The organism is Cerasicoccus sp. TK19100, from assembly GCF_027257155.1.
Classification (GTDB): domain Bacteria; phylum Verrucomicrobiota; class Verrucomicrobiia; order Opitutales; family Cerasicoccaceae; genus Cerasicoccus; species Cerasicoccus fimbriatus.
The window spans coordinates 215,923-238,607 of sequence record NZ_JAPWDU010000007.1; the positions used below are offsets into that span (position 1 = coordinate 215,923).

Here is a 22,685-nt window from a genome sequence, read left to right on the forward strand (position 1 = left end):
CCGTCAAGGCAGCCTGTATGGTTGTGCTGAATGCGTTGAATGTAAGGTTTGTGTTACGGGAGCTGTTGAGCCTTGTCAGGCTAGGTGCTTAGCCCTGTTTTGATGCCGCCTACCTGCTCAACTCATTTAGTAGCCGTGTCAAAGAGCAACACACCACCTTTGCAGCCCGATCCGGGGTCGCCGCAACCTGAGCGCACCGTTCAGGAGTATATTGACGAACGCCCAATCTGGGCCGACGGCACGACCACGCCCACAACGCCGATGACGGTGATGCAGTGGCGTATCTGGATGTTGGCCACGGCGGGGAAATTCTTCGAGGGCATGGTCGTTTTTATGACGGGCGTGGCGCTGCCGCTGGTCACCGAGGAATTCGCCTTGAATGCCTCGGACACAGGCTTTGTGACGGCGGCGACGCTGGCCGGTATTTTGGTGGGAGCCTCGGCGCTCGGTGGCTTATCTGACCTGTGGGGGCGCAAGCGAATGTTCATCCTGGAGATGATTATCTTTACGGTGTTCCTGACGGCGCTTTGCTTTGCACCCAATTTTATTGTGCTAGTGATTTGCCTGTTCGGCGTTGGCATTGCGCTCGGGTGCGACTACCCGACGGCCCACTTGGTTATTTCGGAAAGTATCCCCACGGTCATGCGCGGTCGGCTGGTGTTGAGTGCATTTGCATTTCAGGCGGTGGGCGCGTTGGCAGGGACGCTGATTGGGCTGGTACTCCTGATGAAGGACCCGGATGTCGGTGCCTGGCGCTGGATGTATGCCACTGCGATTTTTCCGGCGATACTGGTGATCATCGGGCGTTTTTATGTGACGGACAGCATCCACTGGCTGGTGTCCAAGGGCCGGATGGAAGACGCGGAGTATGAGACGCATCGTCTGCTCAAGCGCCATCCGCAATACCCGAAGCATGTCCGGCTCAAAAGCCCTCATGACGACAGCAAACCCAAGCCGAAATCGAACTACTTTTCGCTCTTTAACAAGGATAACCGCAAGGCGACTATCCTGGCCTCATTGCCTTGGTTTTTGCAGGATTTGGGCACCTACGGCATTGGCATTTTTACACCGACGATCCTGGCCGCGATGATCGGTGCCAGGACGCAGGAAAACACGATCAAGGACATCATCCACAACGACATGCTGGCTTCGAAGGGCTCAGCGATCATGGACTTGCTGTTCGTGTTCGGCATTATCTTTGCCATCTTGCTGGTGGACAAGGTTGGCCGGATAAAACTGCAAATCGTGGGCTTTGTGGGCTGCGCGGTTGGTTTGCTGTTGGCGGCGTTGTCAATGAATCCAGACGGCAGTAATAATATGCTGCTGCTCTTCGTGGGCTTCATGCTGTTCTTCTTCATGACGAATCTTGGGCCGAATGCGATGACCTACCTGCTGGCCGGGGAGGTGTTCCCAACGCACGTGCGCGGCATGGGGGCGGGCTTTGCGGCGTCGTTTGCCAAGATTGGTGCGGTGCTCACGGCGTTCTTATTCCCGATTTTATTGGCCCATATCGGTACGACCATGCTGCTTTATGCACTGGTGGTGACATCGCTCATTGGTGCCGTGGTCACCTTTGTTTTTGCCATTGAAACGAAGGGGCTCAGCCTGGAAAGCATTGGGCAAAAGCAAACCGACGAGGAGATCGACCGCGAACGGGAAGCCGATGCGGATCTCGTTTAAATCGCTGAGCATGAAGCGGGAACAAGGTGCATCATGGCCTGTCCCGCTTTTTTGTTCGCCAGAGCTGGCCTGATTAACTAGGTCAGCATGCTTTAAAAAAAAGCGCAACCGCGCTGCTACATCTATTCCTAAAACCCGAACTATGAACATCTGCTGTATTGGAGCCGGTTATGTGGGCGGACCCACGATGGCCATGATCGCACTGAAGTGCCCGGAGCACCGTGTGACCGTGGTCGACATTAATGAGAAGCGCATCGCTGCCTGGAACTCCGATGAGTTGCCCGTTTACGAGCCGGGGCTGGATGATGTTGTGCGTGAAGCGCGCGGGCGTAACCTGTTTTTCTCGACTAGCGTCAATGAGGCGATCGCCGATGCGGACATGATTTTCATTTCCGTCAACACGCCGACGAAAACTTACGGCGTGGGCGCTGGCAAAGCGGCGGACTTGAAGTTCATCGAAAAGTGCGCGCGTCAGATTGCCGACGTGGCCAAGGGCAACATCATCGTGGTGGAAAAATCCACCCTGCCGGTGCGCACTGCCGAATCGATTCGCCGCATTCTGGAAGGCTGTGGCGGCGACTTCACTTTCCAGGTTTTATCCAATCCCGAGTTTCTCGCCGAAGGCACCGCGATGAAAGACCTCAATGAGCCCGACCGTGTGCTCATTGGCGGCGAGCAGACGCCGGAGGGTGAGCAAGCCGCGCAGACGCTGGTCGATGTTTACGCCCATTGGGTGCCTCGCGAGCGAATTCTGACGACCAATGTCTGGTCTTCAGAGCTTTCCAAGCTGACCGCGAATGCCTTTCTGGCGCAGCGCGTTTCGTCGATCAACGCGATCAGCGCACTCTGCGAGGCGACCGAGGCAAATGTGGATGAAGTGGCCCGCGCGATTGGCACCGATAGCCGCATTGGCCCGAAGTTCCTGAAGAGCTCGGTTGGCTTCGGCGGCTCCTGTTTCCAGAAGGATATCCTGAACCTCGTTTACCTGTGCCAGCATTTCGGCCTGCCGGAAGTCGCGAACTATTGGGAGCAGGTCATCGTGATGAACGATTACCAGAAAAGCCGCTTCGTCCGTCGCCTGGTGCGCACGCTTTTTAACACGGTTTCGGACAAGAAGATCGCGATTCTCGGCTTTGCCTTCAAAAAGGACACCAACGACACCCGCGAATCGCCGGCGATCTACGTTTGCCGCGATCTCCTGGAAGAGCAGGCGAATGTCCACATCTACGACCCGAAGGTGAAGGCGACTCAGATTTTCGCCGATCTGGCCCAGGCGCAGACGCATTCCGATGGCTCGGACAATACCGATGTGGTTGTCGAGGAAGACGCCTACGCCGCTTGTCAAAGCGCTCACGCGGTGGCCATTCTCACCGAGTGGGATCAGTTTAAGGAGCTCGATTGGCAGCGCATTTACGATAACATGCTCAAGCCGGCTTTTGTGTTCGACGGGCGTAACGTTCTCGATGTCGACGCTTTGCGAAAAATCGGGTTTGAGGTTTCCGGCATTGGTCGGGTATAAGAAGTCTTTTATTTATGTGCGGAATTGTTGGTTACATCGGTAAGCAGAAGGCTAGTGCCATTCTGATTGAAGGGTTAAAGCGTTTGGAATACCGGGGTTACGACTCGGCCGGTGTCGCTGTTATCAACGGCGATGGAATCGAGGTGATGAAGAAAACCGGTCGCGTCGAAAACGTCGCTGCTCTCGTCAACAAGCGCAACTCCAGCTCTAACATCGGGATCAGCCACACTCGCTGGGCAACCCACGGTGGCGTAACAGACGCCAATGCGCACCCGCACTTGTCGTGTGATGGACGCATCTCGATCGTTCACAACGGCGTGATTGAAAATCACGAGGCCCTGCGTCGCTTCCTGAAGCAGGAAGGTATGACTTTCTCCAGTGAGACCGACACCGAAGTGCTCGTCAATCTGATCGCCTACCATTACTCCCGCGAGACGCTGGAGGGTGAGGGCATAGCCCGCCTGATTGCCGCAGTGCGCCATAGCCTTCGTCTCGTCGAGGGCACCTACGGCATCGCCGTTCTTTCCCCGGATTTGCCGGGAGACATCGTGGGCGCGCGCAAAGGTAGCCCGCTCTGCCTGGGCATTGGCAACGGTGAGAATCTGCTCGCCAGTGACGTTTCCGCCTTTGTCGGACGCACGCAAAATGTGGTCTATCTCGATGATGGCCAGATCTGCCACCTGACCGCCGACGAGTTTTCCATCACGACGATTAGCGAGAACGAAGAGGCGATTGACCCCGTCATCAACCAGATTGACTGGAAGATTGAGCAAGCGGAACTCGGTGCCTTCAGCCACTACATGGAGAAGGAAATTTTCGAGCAGCCGACTGCTCTGGAAAACGCCATGCGCGGCCGCTTCTCCGATGATGAATCGACGTCCAAATTTGGTGGCCTGAATATCGACGCCCGCGAATTCCGCCATGTGGATCGCATTGTCTTCCTGGCCTGCGGCACCGCTTGGCACGCCTGCCTGGTGGCGGAGTATCTCATTGAGAAATACGCCCGTATTCCAGTGGAGGTCGAATACGCCAGTGAGTTTCGCTACCGCAATGCGCCGTTGGACAAGAACACGCTGGTCTTCGTGATTAGCCAGTCCGGGGAAACACTCGACACCCTGGAGGCGCTGCGCGAGGCCAAGCGCAAAGGATACCGGGTGCTCGGGATCACCAATGGCGTCGGCTCGACGATTGCCCGCGAGACCGATGGCGGTGTTTACCAGCACTCGGGGCCGGAAATCGGCGTTGCCTCGACTAAGGCATTTACCTCACAGGTGTTGATCGCGGGCATGCTCGCCCTGCATCTGGGCCGCATGCGTGACTTGTCCTTCAGTGATGGCCGCGAGATGGTCAAAGCCTTCCGCAGTGTTCCCGGCCTGGTGAGCCAGGTATTGGGCCAGGCCGAGAAGATCAAAGAAATCGCCGCTCAGTATACGAATTACGACGACTTCCTCTTCCTGGGCCGCCAGTCGATGTTCCCCATCGCGCTGGAAGGCGCGCTCAAGCTCAAGGAAATTTCCTATATTCACGCCGAGGGTTACCCGGCGGCGGAAATGAAGCATGGTCCGATTGCGTTAATCAGCGAAGATTGCCCGAGTGTAGTTCTTTCACCGCACGGTGACACATTCTCCAAGGTGCTTTCCAACATTCAGGAAACCCGTGCGCGGAAGGGCAAGGTCATCGCGATCACCAGCGCTGGTAAGGATTTCCCGCAGGATGGTGCAGACGAAGTGATCCACATTCCACAGGCCCACGACTGCATTATGCCGATTTTGGCGACGATTCCGATGCAGCTCTTGGCATACTATATCGCCGTCAACCGCGGTTGCGATGTGGATAAGCCCCGCAACCTCGCCAAGAGCGTTACCGTGGAATAAAAGTGTGGAAGTCTGGTGGTGGAGGTGTGTAGAGGTTAGGTTCTCGAAACGTCCACCCTTCGACCCTTCAGCACTTCAACGCATTTTTGAAAAATGGCTAAACCGAAAATTCTCGTTACCGGCGGCGCTGGTTTTATTGGCAGTGCGCTGGTCTGGGCGCTCAACGAACGCGGGCGCGACGACGTGCTGGTGGTGGATTACCTCGGCCAGGATGAAAAGTGGAAGAACCTCGTGCCACTGAAGTTCGCCGACTACCTGGAGGCGGATGATCTGCTGGAACTGCTGGAGGATGATTACCTGTCTGAAATCGAGACCGTGCTGCATTTGGGGGCCTGCTCGGCCACCACGGAGCGCGATGCCCGCTACCTGATCCACAATAACTTCGAATATACGAAGGAACTCGCACTTTGGTCTTTGGCCAATGATGCGCGCTTTGTCTATGCCTCTTCAGCGGCCACCTACGGGGATGGCGCACACGGGATGGACGACCAGTTGGAGAATTTACACAGCCTGCGGCCGCTCAACATGTATGGCTATTCCAAGCACATGTTTGATTGCTTTGCGCAGCGGGAGGGCTTTCTCGATCAGATTGTCGGCCTGAAGTATTTTAACGTCTTTGGCCCGAACGAGGATCACAAGGGCGATATGCGTAGCGTGGTCCACAAGGCTTTTGGGCAAATATCGGAAACCGGTGGAGTGAAGCTGTTCAAAAGCTATCACCCGGATTACGAAGATGGCGGGCAAATGCGCGACTTCCTTTACGTGAAGGATGCTGTGACGATGACGCTTCATTTGGCCGAGACGAAGGCCGTGGGCGGCCTTTTCAACCTCGGTAGCGGCCAGGCCAATACCTGGGTGTCATTAGTGACGCCGATTTTCGAGGCGCTCAATCTGCCAGTGAATATCGAGTTCATCGAAATGCCCGAGCAACTGCGCGGCAAATACCAATACTTTACGCAAGCGGACACCGCGAAGCTGCAGGGCAGTGGCTTTGGAGGCTGTCAGTTTAGCCTGCCCGAAGCGGTTAAAGACTACGTCGCCAACTACCTGGCCCCAGACAAGCGCCTCGGCGATTAGGCATCCAGATCGGCGTGGTCGATGATGACCAGGCCCGCCTTGGGCTTGCCCTTCCATGCGGTGTTGACGGCTTGGGTGAGCTCTTTGTTTAGGGCATTGTATTGTTGGCGAAGCTGCTTCAGCTGGGTTTGATAGCTTTCTATTTGGAGGCGATCCTGCGTTCCTTGGGGGTTCACAACGCGGCCCATGTTGATTGGAGCCCCGATATTCGCGCCATGCTGGTTGGCTGGCGTGCGGCGCTGTTGGTTTATGATGTGAATTTGAGACTGGATAGCCTGAATCTGATTCTGAATGTTTTCCAATTTAAAGTGCTTAGTATGTTCAATTTTGCTTGAACATTTTTGTTTTTGATGTGTCTTGAATCTTGTGGCGAAAACCCCTTCACCCTCTGGTAATCCTGATGCTGGTAATGATGAGTCATTGCTGGGCATAACTATGGATGAATGGGAGCTATCCGTGATTGAGACGTTTGTTCATGCCGCTCAGCTCATAGGAGTCCCTAAATCGGTGGGCCAGATTTACGGTGTGCTCTACTGCCGTGAAGAGCCGCTTACGATGGATAGCATCATGGCATTGCTTGGCATTAGTAAGGGGTCAGCCAGTATGGGGCTAAAGACCTTACGCCAAATTGGGGCAGTGAAGACGGTTTTCATGATTGGTGACCGCCGCGATTATTACACGCCGGAACTACGGTTGCGTAAATTGGTCTCTGGTTTTATTAGTGACCAAGTGCAGCCTCATCTGGATAGTGGCGTAGAACGCTTGAATCACATGGACTCTCTATTGAGGGAAATTCCGGAAGATCGCCGTTCTTTTGCAGAAAACAGAATCCAGTCGCTGCGTTCCTGGCATAATAAGATGACCACTATCTTGCCAATCGTTCGCAAGCTGCTTTAGCACTTTCATTCGCCGGGCATTCCGTTGGTCCGGTGTCATTAAACAACCGCCCTGATGGGCCTTATTATCAAATCCCGTTCTCAATTGGCTTTCCTGTCCCGGATCCGGCCAAGGGCGGCAGCGTAACGAATTTTGCATGAGTGATCGGACATTAGCCCAAATTAACGAACTCGTCGATGTGGTCATCGCCACCCGAGAGCTTACGCCGCTTATCAACGATTCCGGAGCTTGTTTGATCAATGCGCTTAGAAGCGGCAAAAAAATCCTGACTTGCGGTAACGGTGGTAGTGCCACGGATGCGTTGCACTTGGCTGAAGAATTTGTGGGGCGGTATAAGGGAGATCGAATATCTCTACCCGCCATTTGCCTGAGCGCCGATGTCTCAGTGCTCACCTGTATTGCTAATGATTATGGGTTTGACGCGGTATTCTCACGGGCAGTCGAAGGGCTTGGGCAGCCGGGCGATATCTTGGTGGGAATTTCCACCAGTGGGAACTCGGCAAATATACTCGCTGCATTTTCTGCCGCACGTGCTAAGGGGATGAAGACGATCCTGCTTAGTGGCAAAGATGGTGGTAAGGCACTCGGTCAGTGTGATTTTGAACTGATTGCTCCGAGTAATACGACTGCACGCATTCAGGAAATTCACACGCTAATCTTGCACTGCTGGCTTGAGATGGTTGAGGCAGAAACTTGGAATTAATGGACCTGGACGCAATTATCGATAAGCTCGCCACGGTCAAGGTATTGGTGGTCGGCGACGTCATGCTGGATCACTACATTTGGGGCGACGCGACTCGTATATCCCCAGAGGCACCTGTGCCGGTAGTAAATGTTTTTAATGATTCCTGGTCAGCGGGAGGTGCTGCGAATGTCGCCATGAATTTGACCTCTCTGAAAGCGTCTGCGTCACTGGCTGGCGTTTATGCTGAAGACGAGGCCGGCGATCAGTTGAGAACGATTTTTACACAGGCCGGTGTTGATTTCTCGTCCATGCATTTAACTGCCAGTGCTCCAACCATTCGCAAAACCCGGGTTGTGGTGCAAAAGCAGCAAATCTGCCGTATTGATCGTGAATCGGCCCCAGCCGAGTATGCATTTCCAGGTGGCGAAAAGCTCAAGCAGGCTTTTTCCGGTGCACACGCAGTAATTCTGTCAGACTACGCCAAGGGCGTGGTCACGGATGAGCTGCTGGATGAGGTCGTGGCGATTTGCAAGGACTCCGGGGCTGCTTTATCAGTAGATCCAAAGCCACGTCGCCGCCTGAATTATCAAGGTGCGGCCCTCATGACGCCCAATCGCAGCGAAGCTTTGGAATTAGCAGAAATCTCCGTTGGCTTGCACGACACATTCCCCACTGAGGCTGTTTGCCAGGCAATCTATGAGCGGTATCAACCGCACCGCTTAGTGGTTACATTGGGTGCTGATGGCATGATTTTGGTTGAGGAAGGCAAAATCTTGGGGAGGTTGCCCACGCGCGCGCAGGAAGTTTTTGATGTCTCTGGCGCGGGTGACACCGTTATTGCAGTTCTCACTGCAAGCTTGGCGACTGGAGCAAGCTTGGTTGAGGCGGCTCATTTGGCAAATTCGGCAGCCGGCGTTGTCGTCGGGAAATTCGGAGCCGCGACGGTTTCGCCTGATGAGCTACGTACGGCGGCAAAGCTGGATCAAGGCATCCCGCTCCTTACCGTTTAAACTCGCTATAAATGTCTAATAAAACTTATTTAGTCACTGGAGCGGCTGGGTTCATCGGCCAGCGAGTTGCAGCTCAGCTATTGGCTCGGGGTGACAGGGTAATCGGTGTCGATAATCTGAATGATTATTATGACGTCCGCATCAAGGAATACCGGCGCGACCAGTTGATCGATTCTGAAAACTACATTTTCCGTCAATTGGATATTGAGGACGCTTCTTCGGTGAATGCGCTTTTCAGTGAATTCGACTTTGAGGTAGTATTCAATATGGCAGCTCGCGCTGGGGTTCGCTACAGCATGGAAAATCCGCACGTATATCTAAGCACAAATGCGGTGGGCACCCTGAACCTTCTCGAAGGCATGCGCACTAACGATGTGAAGAAGGTGGTGCTCGCATCGACGTCCTCGCTCTACGCCAGACAGAAGATGCCGTTTACAGAAGATCTTCCTGTGAATACACCGCTTTCTCCCTATGCGGCGTCTAAGAAAGCAGCTGAAGTAATGGCTTACAGCTATCATCATCTCTATGGCATTGATGTGTCCGTCGTTCGTTATTTTACGGTGTTTGGCCCATGTGGACGCCCTGATATGAGCATTTTCCGTTTTATTAAATGGATCGACGAAGGCGCACCAATTGAGCTTTTTGGCGATGGCTCGCAGAGCCGTGATTTTACTTACGTAGAGGATGTTGCTGCTGGTACTATAGCTGCATCAAAGCAGGTAGGGTATGAGATTTTTAACATCGGTGGTGGTCGTAATCCAATCACGTTGAACACCCTCATTGCTTGGATTGAGGAAGCATTGGGCAAAACGGCGACATTTGACTATAAGCCTTTTCACAGTGCTGACATCACAGAAACGTGGGCAGACATTTCCAAGGCAGAAAGACTTCTGGGCTGGAAGCCTAAGACGGATGTTCGCGAAGGGCTTAATGTATGCGTTGAATGGTATCAGGAAAACAAGTCTTGGTTGAAGGATATCCGGCTGTAGATCGCTAAACGGTTATTTATGGAAAACATGATTTTTATCGCTGGTCCTTGTGCGCTTGAGAGCTGGGATATTTGTGCCCCTGTTGCTGAACAAGTGAAGCGCTGGAAAGAGCAGTTCCCGGTGCTGAACGTTTTCTTCAAAGGTTCCTTTGATAAAGCAAACCGCACCTCATTGGATAGTAACCGGGGCCCTGGCATTGAGGAGGGGTTGGCGATGTTGGCCCGTGTAAAACGAGAGTTTGGCTTGCCGGTTTTGACCGATTTTCACCTACCTTCCCAGGCAGCTATGGTCGGTGAAGTTTGTGACGTCTTGCAGGTGCCTGCATTCCTCTGTCGTCAAACGGATCTACTCGTCGCTGCTGCCGAAACCGGGCGAATTGTTAACGTAAAGAAAGGTCAGTTTCTTTCACCGTTTGAGATGGAGTTTGTTGTTAACAAGCTGGAAGGCGCGAAAGCAAAAGAGATTTGGCTAACTGAGCGTGGTTCGACCTTCGGCTATCAAAACCTGGTAGCTGACATGCGGAATTTCAATATCATGGCGCAATGGGGGCATCCGACTATTTTTGACGCCACCCACAGTGTTCAAATCCCAGGTGGCGCTGGAGGCAAAAGTGGCGGCCAACGTGAGTTTGTTTTACCACTAGCAAGAGCCGCCTTGGCGGCAGGCGCGGGTGGCTTGTTTATGGAAACGCATCCGAATCCGGATGCGGCTATCTCGGATGCCGCCAGCCAAATGCCACTAGATGTGATGGTCAAAGAATTGCCCAAGCTCGTGCAGCTTTGGGAAGCTTTGCATTAGAGAGTAAGCGAATTCGTGAGCTATTACGCGACAGCCCAACAAGTCTTTGGCGATGAGATTGCATCGCTTAATGCGGTGCTAGGTCAGCTTGCCGGAGATTTTGATCGTGTCATTGAACTGCTCCTTACCTTGCGCGGCAAAGTTGTTGTCACCGGCTTGGGAAAATCTGGTCTAGTGGGCGGGAAAATTGCCGCGACGCTGGCGAGCACTGGTACGCCTGCGATCTTCATGAATGCCGCCGAAGCGTTGCATGGAGACTTGGGGTATGTCTCCGAGGGGGATGCAGTGCTCATGCTGTCTAACAGTGGAAGCACGGTAGAACTGGTTAAGATGCTTCCAACCCTTGAGCGACTGAAAACACCGATCATTGGGATTTTTGGCAGGTTGGATACACCACTCGCGCGTCGCTGTCATACCGTTTTAAATGCGACAGTCGAAAAAGAGGCCTGCCCACTCAATTTAGCGCCAATGAGTAGCACTACTTGCGCGCTAGTGATTGGAGATGCGTTGGCCGCCGCCTTAATGAAGGCGCGTCAGTTTCAGCCGGATGATTTTGCCCTGCGTCACCCTGGTGGAGTACTGGGCGTTCGTTTGCTACTCAAAGTTCGTGACCTCATGCACACCGGAAGGGAGCTGCCTACCATTGCGCCAAATGCGGGCTTTCGTGAGGTGATCGCCGAGTCTACACGGCCGAATCTGGGTGCCGCTTGCGTAGTCGATGACAACGGCATCTTATTGGGGATCGTGACTGATGGTGACGTGCGTCGCTCATTACTCAAGGAATCGTTCTTGGAGTTCCGCGCGGACGAAATTATGACGCGTGACCCGGTTGCAATCCAAGTGGATGCCTCGATCAATGACGCGCTTGAGATTATGGAAGCGCGTAAGATTTACGTATTGCCGGTTGTCGATGGCCCCGAGCGTAAGTTGTTGGGGCTTCTGCGTATGCACGATATTTTTGCGGATTCAAACCAAGGGGTCCGATAGATTCAGACTGTTCTGTAGTCAAAAATGGCAGGCGCACTTACAGTAGAAGAATTTCGCAAAGGCGGGCACCTCCGCCGTTCATCACGCTCGCGCGTTAGTCGTGATGAATGGGTGATTTTGGGTGTCGCGGCTCCAGCTGTGATTATCTCACCGTTCTTACTCGGAGGTATGGTCTGGTGGAGTCAGGTGTCTATCGCATGTATGCAGGCGCTAATCTTCTTGGTTGCACTCACCCCTTTTTCTGGCATCGCGGCATGGCGTCAACGATTGCTGAAGCTGGTCAAGTTGCCACCGTTCTGGCTGGGTGGATTGTTTGTCATCTACGTGCTGATACAGGCACTGAATCCGAGCATGAAGCAGGTTTATGTGGATGAAACGCGCTACTATATTGCAGACCTTAAGCCTGAGTACTACATAGATTGGCTACCGCAGAGCATACTAACCAATTTTTACACCATGAACGCCTGGCGCATGGTCATTTTCTGGGCTGGAGCATGGGCGTTCGTTTGCGGCCTCTGGATGGGGCTTAATAATCGAAAAGCGTGGCTAGCTCTCGGTTGGATGGCCTTGGGCACCGGTGCTGTCCTAAGCCTGGCTAGCATCGCGCATCACCTGTCCAGTAATGAGCACTTGTTTTGGCTGGAGCAGTTTAAGCGAAATGAAGGCGCTTTCGGTCCGTTTGTATACCGGAATCAAGCAGCGGCGTATCTTTATTTGTCTATGGGACTTGGCTTTGTACTATTCTTGTATCTGCTTCGCTCTGGCAAATTTCGTTCAGGCCTACCTATGCTCGCTATAGCTTTCTCGTTGATATGCTTGCTGGGCGTTGCGTTGTGTCCCTCGCGGGGAGGGTGGCTGGGTGCATCGGGCGTGTTTGTACTATTTATAGTTCTGCTGCCATTTTCATTTAGATTTGAGAATGATTTATCTGTGGGATCACTAGTTGGTATCGTCGTAATCGCTATTGCTATGGTTTGTGGTAGTATATGGGTGGCGCGAGCTATGGATTTTAGCCAAATCGGCAGTAAGTGGAAGTCTCTCAGGTCTGGCGATGAAGTTTCGCTTGAAGCCCGTTTTATGCTTAGCAAGCTTACCTTGGACATGCATGAGGACCGGCCTTGGGTTGGCTGGGGAGCAGGGAGCTTTTCTTATAGATATCGATATTATGGATTGGCTTATCCGGATTTGTATTTCATCGGTGATCCATTGAAAAGCTACTATGGTAATCCTCGCTACATTAGCGATTATAAGCAGTCTCATAATGATGTTTTTCAGTTTTTGGCCGAGTATGGCATCGTTGGATGCTCATTTATGTTGCTGAATCTTGGCTATTTCATTGTTTATGTTTTATACAAATCTTTTTCCCCTGAATGGGTTTTAGCTTTATGCGTATGTGTATTATTTATTTTGCACAACTTAGGTGATTTTTTGCTTCAGAATTCTATCCTTCAGATGTCATTCTTGATTTTGATCCTGCTGAGCCTTGCGTTCGCGCGACGAGGCCACTTTACTTCTGTGGAGAGTTAGCCTTGTTAGCAGGCGTTATTTCAACTACTAATACGTTACTATAAGCCTTTGAAGCATATACTTGATCTCAATAGCTAGTCGTTGATATGTTAATTCAGTCTTTAATCACAAAGATTTCCGATAGTTTACATAGTTTCTACTTAAGTAGATAGTCTGAGTAATTATAGGGAGATGAATATTGGATATGATTAGTTCTCTCGCGCCGAAGCTCAAGTTTTATGCAGCAAGAGGAATTCTGTCGTGCTCGTTACGCAAGGAGGAGTTGAATGAGCCGCAGCTGTTGTTTATCGTTGGTACAGGGCGATCTGGGACTAACCTATGCAAGGCTTTGCTGGATGTCAGGCCAGATATTTGTATAGGCACTGAAACTCATTTTATTCCAAAATTGATTGCAACTCAAACATCTAACGAATTTGAGTTAGGCAGATTTATTGATGTTCTAATGAATCACTGGGATTCGGATGGCTCTTATCGCTGGTTTGAGCATCATGTGTTAAGAGCGGGTAGGCAGCCGAAAAAGTTTCGAAGTGATTTTGAACGCTTTTGTTTTAAAAACGATTTTCTGAGCGTAGGTGAGTGTATCTATGCTTTCTACATTTACTGCTATGGAAAGCACTGGAGTTTTATTGGCGATAAGACACCGCAGTATGGTATGCATATGGCCGATATTCATCGCATATTGCCTAAAGCGAAGTTCCTCCATTTGGTGCGCGATGGCCGTTATTGCGCTACTTCGATTCAGAAGCATGGAGGGTTTATTAAGATGATCAATGGAGGCTATCCTGAAAAGACGATGGAGTATGCTTATGACAACCAACAATCCAAGTATCCAACTGAGCCTCTTACTTTGTCGCAATGTATTGGATTCTGGCAGCATGTGGTCTTAAGGATTGAAGAGCAGGCAGCGCTAATTCCCAAAGAGAATTATTTACGGGTGCGTTACGAGGATTTGCAAATGGACTCAAGTCGTGAGTTAACTCGTATTGGTGCCTTTCTTCAGCTCTCAAAAAGTGAATTGTGGACACGTGTCGGACCGTGGATTCTTGATAGGGGCCTTCGGCGTAAGCAAGAAAAACGACTTGAGAATAAAGATTTTGATGAGCTTACAGAGGCGGGCTCAAAGGCTCTGAAACTGCTGAATTATATCTGATCTTGCTCTCATCCCATGAAGATTATTGATTCATCGTATCGCGCTGGTTTCCAAGAAGATGTTTTGGATGGAGTACGAGGATTGGCAGTCTTGATTGTGTTAATGAGTCATGCGGCTAACAAGGGCATTTTGTGGGGGCCGGTAAATGAGTTATTTGGGGGGGGCTCAGGTCAATATGGAGTCTATTTGTTTTTTACACTTAGTTCATTTTTGCTGGTTCGCTCACTGTTGAGGAAAAATAATCAAGATTTAAAGAATAGGAAAATTTGGTTGGAGTATTTCTTTCGAAGATTGCTTCGGATATACCCTTTGTATGTCGTGGTGTTGTTGTTTGTATGCTTTTCCACTCTGATGGATTGGAAGTTGTTTTACTGTTTTGGTTTAGGTGACTTCGGCGAGCATCTGATGTTGGGGGGGGGGATAGGTCATTTCTGGACTATTGTCGCTGAAGTTAGATTTTACTTCATCATCCCTGTGTTTGTATGCTTGTTTGTGTTTTTATTTAAAAGAAAAACGGTCCTGTTTATTTTGTTTTCCGTTCTCTTTCTTCAAATTGTATTAGTCTTAAACCTGTTTGTATTTGATGATTCTCCGCGCTACTCGCTGATTCGCAATATTATGGTTTTTTATTATGGCGCGTTGGTTGGTGTTTGTTATGAGGGAAATGTTTTGGGGCGAGTCTTTGAAGTTCTTGGTCCTTTCATGGACTTGATCGCTTTGCTATTAATTATCTCTTGTTTTCTGTTGATGCCGGGTGTTTTAAATGTAATTAGTGGCTATTTTGGTTTACCGCATATCCCCATTCTTAGTGAGCCAATGCTCAACTTCTGGGGCTTATGGGGCGGGTCTGTTATTTGGACTTCAATGATGTGTCAAGGTTTTATGAGGCGTTTCTTGAATCTTTGGTTTATTCGATTATTGGGTTTTATCAGTTTTAGCTGTTACTTGTGGCATTGGTTCATTCTGGAGTTCGTTGCTAAATTGAATACTGTAAATTCGGTTAAGCTTTTTATCTTTATCACTATGACTCTTGCGGTTAGTACGCTTTCGTACGTGGTTATTGAAAAGCCGTTAGCCAAAATTCGTATCTATTCACGTCCTCAATAATATGGAATTTTCTCAATCAATGGCTCCGATTGCCTTGTTTGGTTATAATCGACCTATTCATTTTGAAGAAACGCTTGAGGCATTGTCGAAAAATGTAGGTGCTTCTGAATCGGATTTGCATATCTTTTGCGATGGTAGCAAGGGTGAGGGGGATCGCGAGGCCGTTCGCCAAGTGCGTGAGATTGCTCAAGCAGCACGTGGGTTTAATTGTGTGAACGTAATGCTATGCGAAAAAAATTATGGTTTGCGGGATAATATTGTTAAGGGGGTTACTGAATTAGTTAATGACTATGGAAAAATAATTGTTGTAGAGGATGATATAGTAACATCGCCAGAGTTTCTGGTCTACCATAACCGCGCTTTAGCTCACTATTCTGAATGTGAATCTGTTATGCATGTTTCAGCTTATATGCCTAGCCTAATGCATAAAGATAAACTTCCGGATACAGCGCTTTTAAGGTTTATGTCATGTTGGGGGTGGTCGACTTGGCAACGTGCATGGAGTAAATTCCGTCTTGATTCGGACTATTTTATAGATCGCTTTAATGATGATGATATTCGCTATTTGAACCTTGATGGCGCATTTCCCTTTTGGAATCAATTAGTTAATAATCATCGAAATTTATCAAGAACGTGGGCAATTTTTTGGTATGCTAGTATTGTTGAGAACAATGGATTGTCATTGCATGTTAGGGACTCGCTTTGCAAAAATATCGGTGTTGATGGCAGTGGGACAAATTCGCATTGTTCTAGCCAGTTTGAGGTTAATTATGCCATGAAGGCCCCGGTGACCTTTCCGACGAGCATTGTTGAGGATGTAGTTATGTTAGATGCGCTTAAGGAAGCTTATAGAACCCTTAAGCCAAGTCTCTTTAAGCGACTGGCCAATAGATTTATTAAATATATTACATCGTCGTGATAAGGCGACAGGTTGAGTCGATTAAAGCTCTTGGTCGGAGATCGAAAAGGCTGTTTGCCTATTCTACGGGCACGATTGCTTCACAAACTCTGCCGCTGTTGTTGTCGCCTTTGTTGGCTAGACTCTATTCACCTAGTGATTTCGGTCTTCTTGCCATGCTCTCCGCGCCATTGGCGGTTTTGACAATACTGTCAAATTTTCGCTATCAAATGACAGTGCCATTGCCGGTTGTAGCTGCGCATGCGCGACGAATGGTGGACGTGTGTCTATGGTTGAATTTTACATCTAGTGTTCTGGTTCTCTTTGTTGTCTCGATTTTTGGGGAGAGTATCTGCGAATTGACAGGCACTCCGAGTTTGAAGATCTGGTTGTTATTTGTTCCTCTCATGATGTTGACTGGTGGTAGTGCGGCTGTTTATCAAATTTGGGCGTTACGAAATGATCACTACTTTGGTTGCGGCATGAGTAAATTTTTTGGAGCGCTGATGACGGGTACTGTTGGTGTAGCTGGCGGGCTAGTGGGGGGTGGATTTATCACCTTGCTGTATGGAAGAATGGCTGGACCGGTGTTTGCGCTTGCTCTACTTTTTAGATATGGACGCAAAGTATTGGTTCAGTATAGTCCTCGCCATTATTTTATGCGAATGCGAGTATTGCTAAGGCGATATCGCGATTTTCCGACCAAGGGACTGTTGCCGATTGTGCTTAACACGCTCGCTGCATCATTGCCGGTGCTAGTGATAGCCACCTTCTATGGTGCTATGGAGCTTGGTTGGTATTATATGGCTAGTCGTGTGCTTCTCGTGCCCGTGCAAATGCTGGGCGATAGTCTTAAACAGGTCTTGTATCAATCAGCAGCAAACCGCTCAAGAGAGAGGTTGCCAGTCCGCCCACTATTTATGAGAGTTATGCTTGCTCTGGGGGCTATGATGGTGCCTGTATCATTATTTGTTGCTTTATGTGGTCCCGCGGTTTTTGCGTTTTTCTTGGGAGAGGATTGGCGTGTTGCAGGTGGATTTTCTGCAATCTTGGCTATCGCTATTCCTTTTAAAATGACAGGTTCCTGTCTTGGATGTCTTTTTCTTGTTAATCGAAGAATTGGAACACAATCAGTGTGGCAATACGCATACTTTTTAATCAGCATGATCGGTGTTGTATATCTGGCCTGCAGTTATGGAATTGAGGGATTTCTATGGGGGACAGTGGTTATCGATGTCATCATGTATAGTGTTTATATCGGTGTGAATTACTATACATGCCGATCATCGGATCATCAACGGCTTATTTATGGAAGAACCTCTGAGTTTTTATAAGGTTATTGCGGTTTTGGTTGTTCTCGGCACCATTTGCATAGGAATGTGCATTCGCGATATTATACGTTACCAATTGCGTACAATTGCTGGGCCAATGATTGCTCTTTTTGCATCTGTCCACATTTACGGATATCTCATATATCCTCGTGCTGCTAAGATGCCAATTAATGAGTATCGTTTCGATTGGGAAATTTATGTTCAGATGGGGTGGGCCCTTGCGTTAATACTTTGTCTGTTGATTGGCCTAATGTTACTTAAAAAGCTATTGATGCCGAAGGATCTTCGATTTCTTATGACGTCTAGGGAAATTGCCCCTCGTCCTCAATTATACCAGTTGGGTTTCTTTGTAACAATCGTCTACACGCTATTCTTCCTAATTAGAAAGCGCAGTGCAATTGGTGAACTGCTAACGATTATCCGTTCTGGCGATTATATGTGGTATTACGAGGTTCGTGTGCAAAATATTTTTGATCATGCTCAGAGCAATCCCATCTTAAACAATCTTGACTCGCTGATTGTTGGTAATTTGTTGATGTTTCTCGTTGGGGTTTTGTATTATATAGGTTTCAAATATAGAAAGTTTTTCCCTTATTATCATCTTTTACTAGCTTTTGCGCTGCTAACGACGCTCATACGCTTTCAGAAATCGCCAATTCTTCAGTTAATGCTATTGATCTGTTTGGCATATTTTTTCGGACGACAGTTTTCAATCCGCCGTGGGTTTCGTTTTATCAAACCCATTCTGCTAACTGGAGTTTTCTTAATTGCTGTGGTTGCTGTTTATGTTGTTCTCGGTTTTTCGGGGAACATTGTTGGCGAACTGCACAACCGGCTATTTCTTTCGTCGACTTTAACTTCTTATGCACATTTTTGGACTTTTCCTACGCATAATGGTTTTTTGTATTATGGCGGTTCTCGTTTGTTTAACTTAGTATTGGGTTTTGGACAAACTCCCGACCTGTCTCTGGGCTTGGCCACACCGCCGCTTGTTAGTTCATATCTATATATGGGTAGTATGTTCAACTTGAATACTAGCATTTTAGGGACGGCGTGGGCGCAAAATGGATATGCTGGTATTTTTATAGAAACAATGCTTTTTTTCGGGTGCTTTGTTTTCTGGGATATTGTTTTTGCAAGAAAATTGAAACGATACCCCTACGAGCCAGTTGTTATTTTCTTTTTAATGCAATTTTTGGTAGTGTTGAATAACGGAGCGCTTTCCTTGATTGGTAAAGGTTTTATTGTAATACCTGTTTTATACCTAATTCTGTTTAGGCCTTTCAGTGGCGGTTATGGTGGGGGGAGGCCCCCGATGTCATGAGGGTTTTATGGTTCGTGAATGCTCCAATGCCTGGCCATATGGCTATGGTCGGGCGCCGAATGGAGACTACGGGATGGTGGATGGTTTCCTTGCTCAAAGAGTTGATGAGGTATCGCCATTTCCAATTCATTGTTGTTTGTGAAAGCGGTATTTTTAATCAATACTGCGAGGAAGTGCATGACAACGTTACCTACGTAGGGATTCCCGAGCAGAATATTTTTCGCCGTTTGGCTGCCAATCAGAATGGGGTTAGTATTATTGTGGCACGTTTGCTCTTGATTGGCGCTGCTTTTACTGCCGCAGCATGTCTCAAGGGGCGCAATAATTATGTGGATATTATTCGGCGTTATGAACCTGATTTGGTTCATGTCCATGGGACTGAGAAGCCTTATGCCTTGGCAAAGCAACTATGTCCCGACGTTCCGTTCCTAGTGACGATCCAGGGGATTTTGGACGTTTATCGTCAGTATTATTGGGCGGATTTGCCTTGGAGGGAGCGCCTTAAATATCCGCAACTTATGGCTGACTATTTGGGCATGCAGAGGTATTCGGTCATCGAGCGCGAAATCTTTCGCTGCAACCAGAATTTTGGGGGTCGGACATTTTGGGATCGTGCACATGTGCTGCGTATGAACTCCCAAGCTTGCTACTTTAATATTGGAGAAATGCTACGAGAAGATTTTATTGGGAGCAGGTGGAGATCCAGTAACGCCGTCAAGGGACGAATATACACCACCACCACGCCGCGGACATATAAGGGGATTCATATCCTTATTGAGGCTATAGCAATTTTGCGTATGACTATGCCTAATATTCATCTAAGAATAGGTGGCCCTATAGGTAAGCATGGATGGAGTAGGCGTATGAGACGGCTCGCAGCAAGTCGTGGTTTGTCGGATTGCGTTGAATTCTTGGGCTACGTTGATACCTCGCAAATTGTGGAGAACCTTCAGGAGTGTCAGGTGTATGTTTTGCCATCCTTCATTGAAAACAGCCCAAATAGTTTAGCTGAAGCGCAGGCTATGGGGGTGCCTTGTGTATCGTCCTATTGTGGCGGTGTTCCGTCTATGATTGAGGAAGGTGAAACTGGTTTGTTATTCAATTGCGGTGATTCTGCCGTGCTTGCAGAGAAAATACGCACACTTATGAATGATGAGCAACTTGCAACTCGTCTCTCTATGTGTGGACGGAAAGTCGCTCATGCTCGCCATGAATCAAGTGGTGTGGTGTCGGGATTGAGGTTTGCTTATTCTGAGCTCACTGGCCTCTGAGGTTGTAAGCGAATTTCAAAAAAAAAAGAATAATGAGAATGTTTTTTGATGCTTGGCGAACTGCCAAAAGAGGGTTGCTTGGCCTTTTTTGGACTGCCAGAGATATTTTATTTTTCAGGCTGTCCCGAATTATTTGTGGAAAAAATTTTAAGAGTGTTGGTAGGATCTATTGGCATGTCCATCGCCGTGGTCAGTTGATGATTGGGTCCAACGTTCGTATACTGTCGAGCTATTCGGCAAATGTCGTAGGAGCTGAAAACCGAGCATGCATTCAAGTGCTACCAGGTGGGTTTCTGTCCATTGGGGATTGCGTTGGGATAAGTAACTCAACGATTGTATGTTTTCGAGAAATAACAATTGAATCCAATGTGTTCATTGGAGGTGGCTGTCATATTTATGACACTAATTTTCATGATCTTAACGCCCAGAGGCGTGTTTCTCAGGTCGATGAAGTGATTGACTCTGCTCCAATAATTCTAAGAGAGTATTGCTTTATCGGCGCGCATGCCATTATTTTGAAGGGCGTTGAAATTGGACGTGAATCCATCATCGCAGCGGGCTCTTTAGTGACTAATAATGTTCCTGCGAGAGAGGTTTGGGGTGGGGTTCCCGCTAAGTATATTCGTAAAATCGATGAGTGATAAGAGATTGCTAGTGATTATTGGCTGTTTCCCTTTTCCGAGAGGAGAAGCTGCCAGTGTGCGCGTATGCAATTTTGCTCACGCGGTTAGGGAAAGTGGATGGGATGTTGAGGTGATGACTTATGGTGCCTCTGGGTCGCAGGAAAATTATGAAATAGACGGTGTTCGGTACGTGTCGCTTTTTCCTGCTAATGGCGGAAGATTAGCGAGTCAGTTGAGTTATTATTGGGTCCCATTCCTACTGGCTAGAAAAATTAAACGGCGTTATCTTGGTCAAAAGAATATTGCCGTGATGATCTACAATGGAGTGGCTACCGTAAATTTTCCCATATTCTTAGCTTTTAAGTCACTCGGTGCTTTTGTTTTGGCTGACATTAACGAGTCGCCCTCAAGCTTTACGGGGAGGGGGGGGAAATTAAGCCCCAATTACTGGAATTTCTGGTTCTCTTATCATTGGGTTGCGCGAAAATTTGATCTAATTGCTGGGATTACGCATTCTATCTGTGATTATTTTACTCGCTGTGGGCTTAATAGCGTAGTCTATCCTAGTATTGGCAATTTTGCTTCGTTATGCAACCATCACGATGCCAATGATCCAATACAGCTTCTATATATGGGTCGTTTTTTTGACCGAGATCGTCCAGATTGGATGTTTGCTCTGTTGGGGTACCTAAAGCGTAGTGGCGTGTTATTTAAGCTGCATTGCGTGGGAAGTGAAACTGGAAATGCCTATGAGTCTAAATGCGTTGAGGAGGCTTTTACTAACTATCCCGATCTGCGTGATAATGTGTATTTTTATGGTCGTGTTTCTGAGTGTGAGTTGTTGAATATTAAGAGAAAAGCCATCGCCGGATTTGTGCTTCGTCGTGATCATGAGTCTGAGCGTACTTCGTTTCCTACGCGTTTGGTTGAGATGCTTGAGTTAGGCATTGCTGTGATTACTTCGCCTGTGCCCGATGTTAATTCTTATCTTACCCACGGAAAAGATTCTATAATTTTAGGGATGAAATCCCTTGATGATGATGCCGCGATGTTGAAGCGCTTTTTTGAATATCCAGACAAGCTTGCTGACTTGGGCAAAGCAGGGTGGCAAACTGGTAAGTTGCATTTCAGTGCACGGAGTTGCGCCCAGCGTGTCTTGGATGAAATTGTGCTGTGATTTTGGGCAGTGTTAGTTTGTTTTGATTTTTATTATTATAAAATGAAACTGTTTCTGCGTAAGTTAATTCGCAATAGTCCTTTTGCGTTCTCTCTCTATTTATCAATAGTTAGGCCACCAGTTAGGGGGCGCATGCCGGACCGTTCGACACAATTGCATCTGACTGGTTTTCCTCGTTCTGCAAATACACTTGCTATGCGTATGCTCCATGAATTTTTCCCTGCGCTAGCAATATCCACACACATACACACAATCGCTTCACTTAAGCTCGCGCTTAAGTATAATATACCAACTGTCGTTCTGGTCAGAGATCCAGTTAGTACTATTACTTCGCTAGTTGTTATGCGAGCAAACGGAGATGCATCGTATGTGTCGACGTTCATTCGGGATTATGTTGACTATAATGAATATGTTGAATCTCATTTGGATTCATTTACAATTTTCTCATTTTATGAGCTTGTATCAGAGCCCAAAAAGCTTGTTCGTTTGGTGGCCGAGACGGTGCGACTTGATTTTGATGAAACGAATTTCGATAGACGTATGGCGAAAGTTTACAAAGTCATGGACATTGCTGAAGATAATCGTGAAGCCCACGTAAGTCAATTGCCTAATGCTGATAAGGAGCGTTTGAAAAAAGAATATGTAAAGTTGGTGGAGTCGCATCCTCTATTTGAACGTGCCCAAAGGGTATACTCCGTCTTGATGGAGGAAGTCGATTCCTCAAGTAATAACTAGGGGGTTGCGCAGTGTATATGAACAAT

At 48.5% G+C, this 22,685-nt stretch carries 21 protein-coding genes; 20 read left to right on the forward strand and 1 reads right to left on the reverse strand.

Annotated features, from left to right (window positions below; genetic code table 11):
* Nucleotides 1–135 precede the first annotated feature (135 nt).
* From O3S85_RS18325 to rfaD, 4 genes are all read left to right on the forward strand, one after another.
* Nucleotides 136–1,680, forward strand: coding sequence for an MFS transporter (locus O3S85_RS18325; RefSeq protein ID WP_269542285.1), 1,545 nt, complete (start codon nucleotides 136–138; stop codon nucleotides 1,678–1,680).
* 142 nt (nucleotides 1,681–1,822) lie between these two features.
* Nucleotides 1,823–3,199: a UDP-glucose 6-dehydrogenase gene (locus O3S85_RS18330; protein ID WP_269542287.1), complete on the forward strand. Its 1,377-nt coding sequence runs from the start codon at nucleotides 1,823–1,825 to the stop codon at nucleotides 3,197–3,199.
* A 14-nt stretch (nucleotides 3,200–3,213) separates the two neighbouring features.
* Entirely contained in the window at nucleotides 3,214–5,073 is a 1,860-nt protein-coding gene (gene glmS / locus O3S85_RS18335; RefSeq protein WP_269542289.1) for a glutamine--fructose-6-phosphate transaminase (isomerizing), read from the forward strand.
* 93 nt (nucleotides 5,074–5,166) lie between these two features.
* Entirely contained in the window at nucleotides 5,167–6,150 is a 984-nt protein-coding gene (gene rfaD, locus O3S85_RS18340) for an ADP-glyceromanno-heptose 6-epimerase (RefSeq protein ID WP_269542290.1), read from the forward strand.
* Here rfaD and O3S85_RS18345 read toward each other — a convergent pair.
* A complete protein-coding gene (locus tag O3S85_RS18345; protein ID WP_269542291.1) occupies nucleotides 6,147–6,581 on the reverse strand; it encodes a hypothetical protein in 435 nt (144 codons plus the stop codon). The two genes, rfaD and O3S85_RS18345, sit on opposite strands and share 4 nt — an antisense overlap.
* A gap of 4 nt (nucleotides 6,582–6,585) precedes the next feature.
* Between O3S85_RS18345 and O3S85_RS18350 the strand changes: the two genes are divergently transcribed.
* The 16 genes from O3S85_RS18350 to O3S85_RS18425 all read left to right on the forward strand — a co-directional run bounded on the left by O3S85_RS18350 (nucleotide 6,586) and on the right by O3S85_RS18425 (nucleotide 22,659).
* Nucleotides 6,586–7,047, forward strand: coding sequence for a GbsR/MarR family transcriptional regulator (locus O3S85_RS18350; protein WP_269542292.1), 462 nt, complete (start codon nucleotides 6,586–6,588; stop codon nucleotides 7,045–7,047).
* Nucleotides 7,048–7,183: 136 nt separating this feature from the next.
* Nucleotides 7,184–7,750: a D-sedoheptulose 7-phosphate isomerase gene (gene gmhA / locus O3S85_RS18355; protein ID WP_269542293.1), complete on the forward strand. Its 567-nt coding sequence runs from the start codon at nucleotides 7,184–7,186 to the stop codon at nucleotides 7,748–7,750.
* Nucleotides 7,750–8,742: a bifunctional heptose 7-phosphate kinase/heptose 1-phosphate adenyltransferase gene (locus O3S85_RS18360; RefSeq protein WP_269542294.1), complete on the forward strand. Its 993-nt coding sequence runs from the start codon at nucleotides 7,750–7,752 to the stop codon at nucleotides 8,740–8,742. The genes gmhA and O3S85_RS18360 overlap by 1 nt, the downstream gene beginning before the upstream one ends.
* An 11-nt stretch (nucleotides 8,743–8,753) precedes the next feature.
* The gene (locus tag O3S85_RS18365; RefSeq protein ID WP_269542295.1) at nucleotides 8,754–9,731 is read left to right on the forward strand and encodes an SDR family NAD(P)-dependent oxidoreductase; all 978 of its coding nucleotides are present in this window, start codon (nucleotides 8,754–8,756) and stop codon (nucleotides 9,729–9,731) included.
* A gap of 18 nt (nucleotides 9,732–9,749) precedes the next feature.
* Nucleotides 9,750–10,529, forward strand: coding sequence for a 3-deoxy-8-phosphooctulonate synthase (gene kdsA, locus O3S85_RS18370; protein ID WP_269542296.1), 780 nt, complete (start codon nucleotides 9,750–9,752; stop codon nucleotides 10,527–10,529).
* A 15-nt stretch (nucleotides 10,530–10,544) separates the two neighbouring features.
* Nucleotides 10,545–11,516, forward strand: a complete 972-nt coding sequence (locus tag O3S85_RS18375) for a KpsF/GutQ family sugar-phosphate isomerase (protein ID WP_269542297.1) — start codon at nucleotides 10,545–10,547, stop codon at nucleotides 11,514–11,516.
* A gap of 24 nt (nucleotides 11,517–11,540) precedes the next feature.
* Nucleotides 11,541–13,043 carry an O-antigen ligase family protein gene (locus O3S85_RS18380; protein ID WP_269542298.1) on the forward strand — a complete coding sequence of 501 codons (1,503 nt, stop codon included), beginning with the start codon at nucleotides 11,541–11,543 and terminating at the stop codon, nucleotides 13,041–13,043.
* 184 nt (nucleotides 13,044–13,227) lie between these two features.
* The gene (locus tag O3S85_RS18385; RefSeq protein WP_269542299.1) at nucleotides 13,228–14,193 is read left to right on the forward strand and encodes a sulfotransferase family protein; all 966 of its coding nucleotides are present in this window, start codon (nucleotides 13,228–13,230) and stop codon (nucleotides 14,191–14,193) included.
* A gap of 15 nt (nucleotides 14,194–14,208) precedes the next feature.
* Complete coding sequence (locus O3S85_RS18390; RefSeq protein WP_269542300.1) at nucleotides 14,209–15,300, forward strand: acyltransferase family protein; 1,092 nt, start codon at nucleotides 14,209–14,211, stop codon at nucleotides 15,298–15,300.
* A gap of 1 nt (nucleotide 15,301) precedes the next feature.
* Nucleotides 15,302–16,219 (forward strand): glycosyltransferase family A protein, encoded by a 918-nt coding sequence (locus O3S85_RS18395; RefSeq protein ID WP_269542301.1) that lies wholly within the window; start codon nucleotides 15,302–15,304, stop codon nucleotides 16,217–16,219.
* A complete protein-coding gene (locus tag O3S85_RS18400) occupies nucleotides 16,216–17,532 on the forward strand; it encodes an oligosaccharide flippase family protein (RefSeq protein WP_269542302.1) in 1,317 nt (438 codons plus the stop codon). Before O3S85_RS18395 ends, O3S85_RS18400 begins: the two co-directional genes overlap by 4 nt.
* Nucleotides 17,507–18,853, forward strand: a complete 1,347-nt coding sequence (locus O3S85_RS18405) for a hypothetical protein (protein ID WP_269542303.1) — start codon at nucleotides 17,507–17,509, stop codon at nucleotides 18,851–18,853. The genes O3S85_RS18400 and O3S85_RS18405 overlap by 26 nt, the downstream gene beginning before the upstream one ends.
* A complete protein-coding gene (locus O3S85_RS18410; RefSeq protein WP_269542304.1) occupies nucleotides 18,850–20,124 on the forward strand; it encodes a glycosyltransferase family 4 protein in 1,275 nt (424 codons plus the stop codon). The genes O3S85_RS18405 and O3S85_RS18410 overlap by 4 nt, the downstream gene beginning before the upstream one ends.
* A 38-nt stretch (nucleotides 20,125–20,162) precedes the next feature.
* Nucleotides 20,163–20,765: an acyltransferase gene (locus O3S85_RS18415; protein WP_269542306.1), complete on the forward strand. Its 603-nt coding sequence runs from the start codon at nucleotides 20,163–20,165 to the stop codon at nucleotides 20,763–20,765.
* Nucleotides 20,758–21,924 (forward strand): glycosyltransferase family 4 protein, encoded by a 1,167-nt coding sequence (locus O3S85_RS18420; RefSeq protein WP_269542307.1) that lies wholly within the window; start codon nucleotides 20,758–20,760, stop codon nucleotides 21,922–21,924. The genes O3S85_RS18415 and O3S85_RS18420 overlap by 8 nt, the downstream gene beginning before the upstream one ends.
* 42 nt (nucleotides 21,925–21,966) lie before the next feature.
* Nucleotides 21,967–22,659, forward strand: a complete 693-nt coding sequence (locus tag O3S85_RS18425; protein ID WP_269542308.1) for a hypothetical protein — start codon at nucleotides 21,967–21,969, stop codon at nucleotides 22,657–22,659.
* The last annotated feature ends 26 nt before the right edge of the window (nucleotides 22,660–22,685 follow it).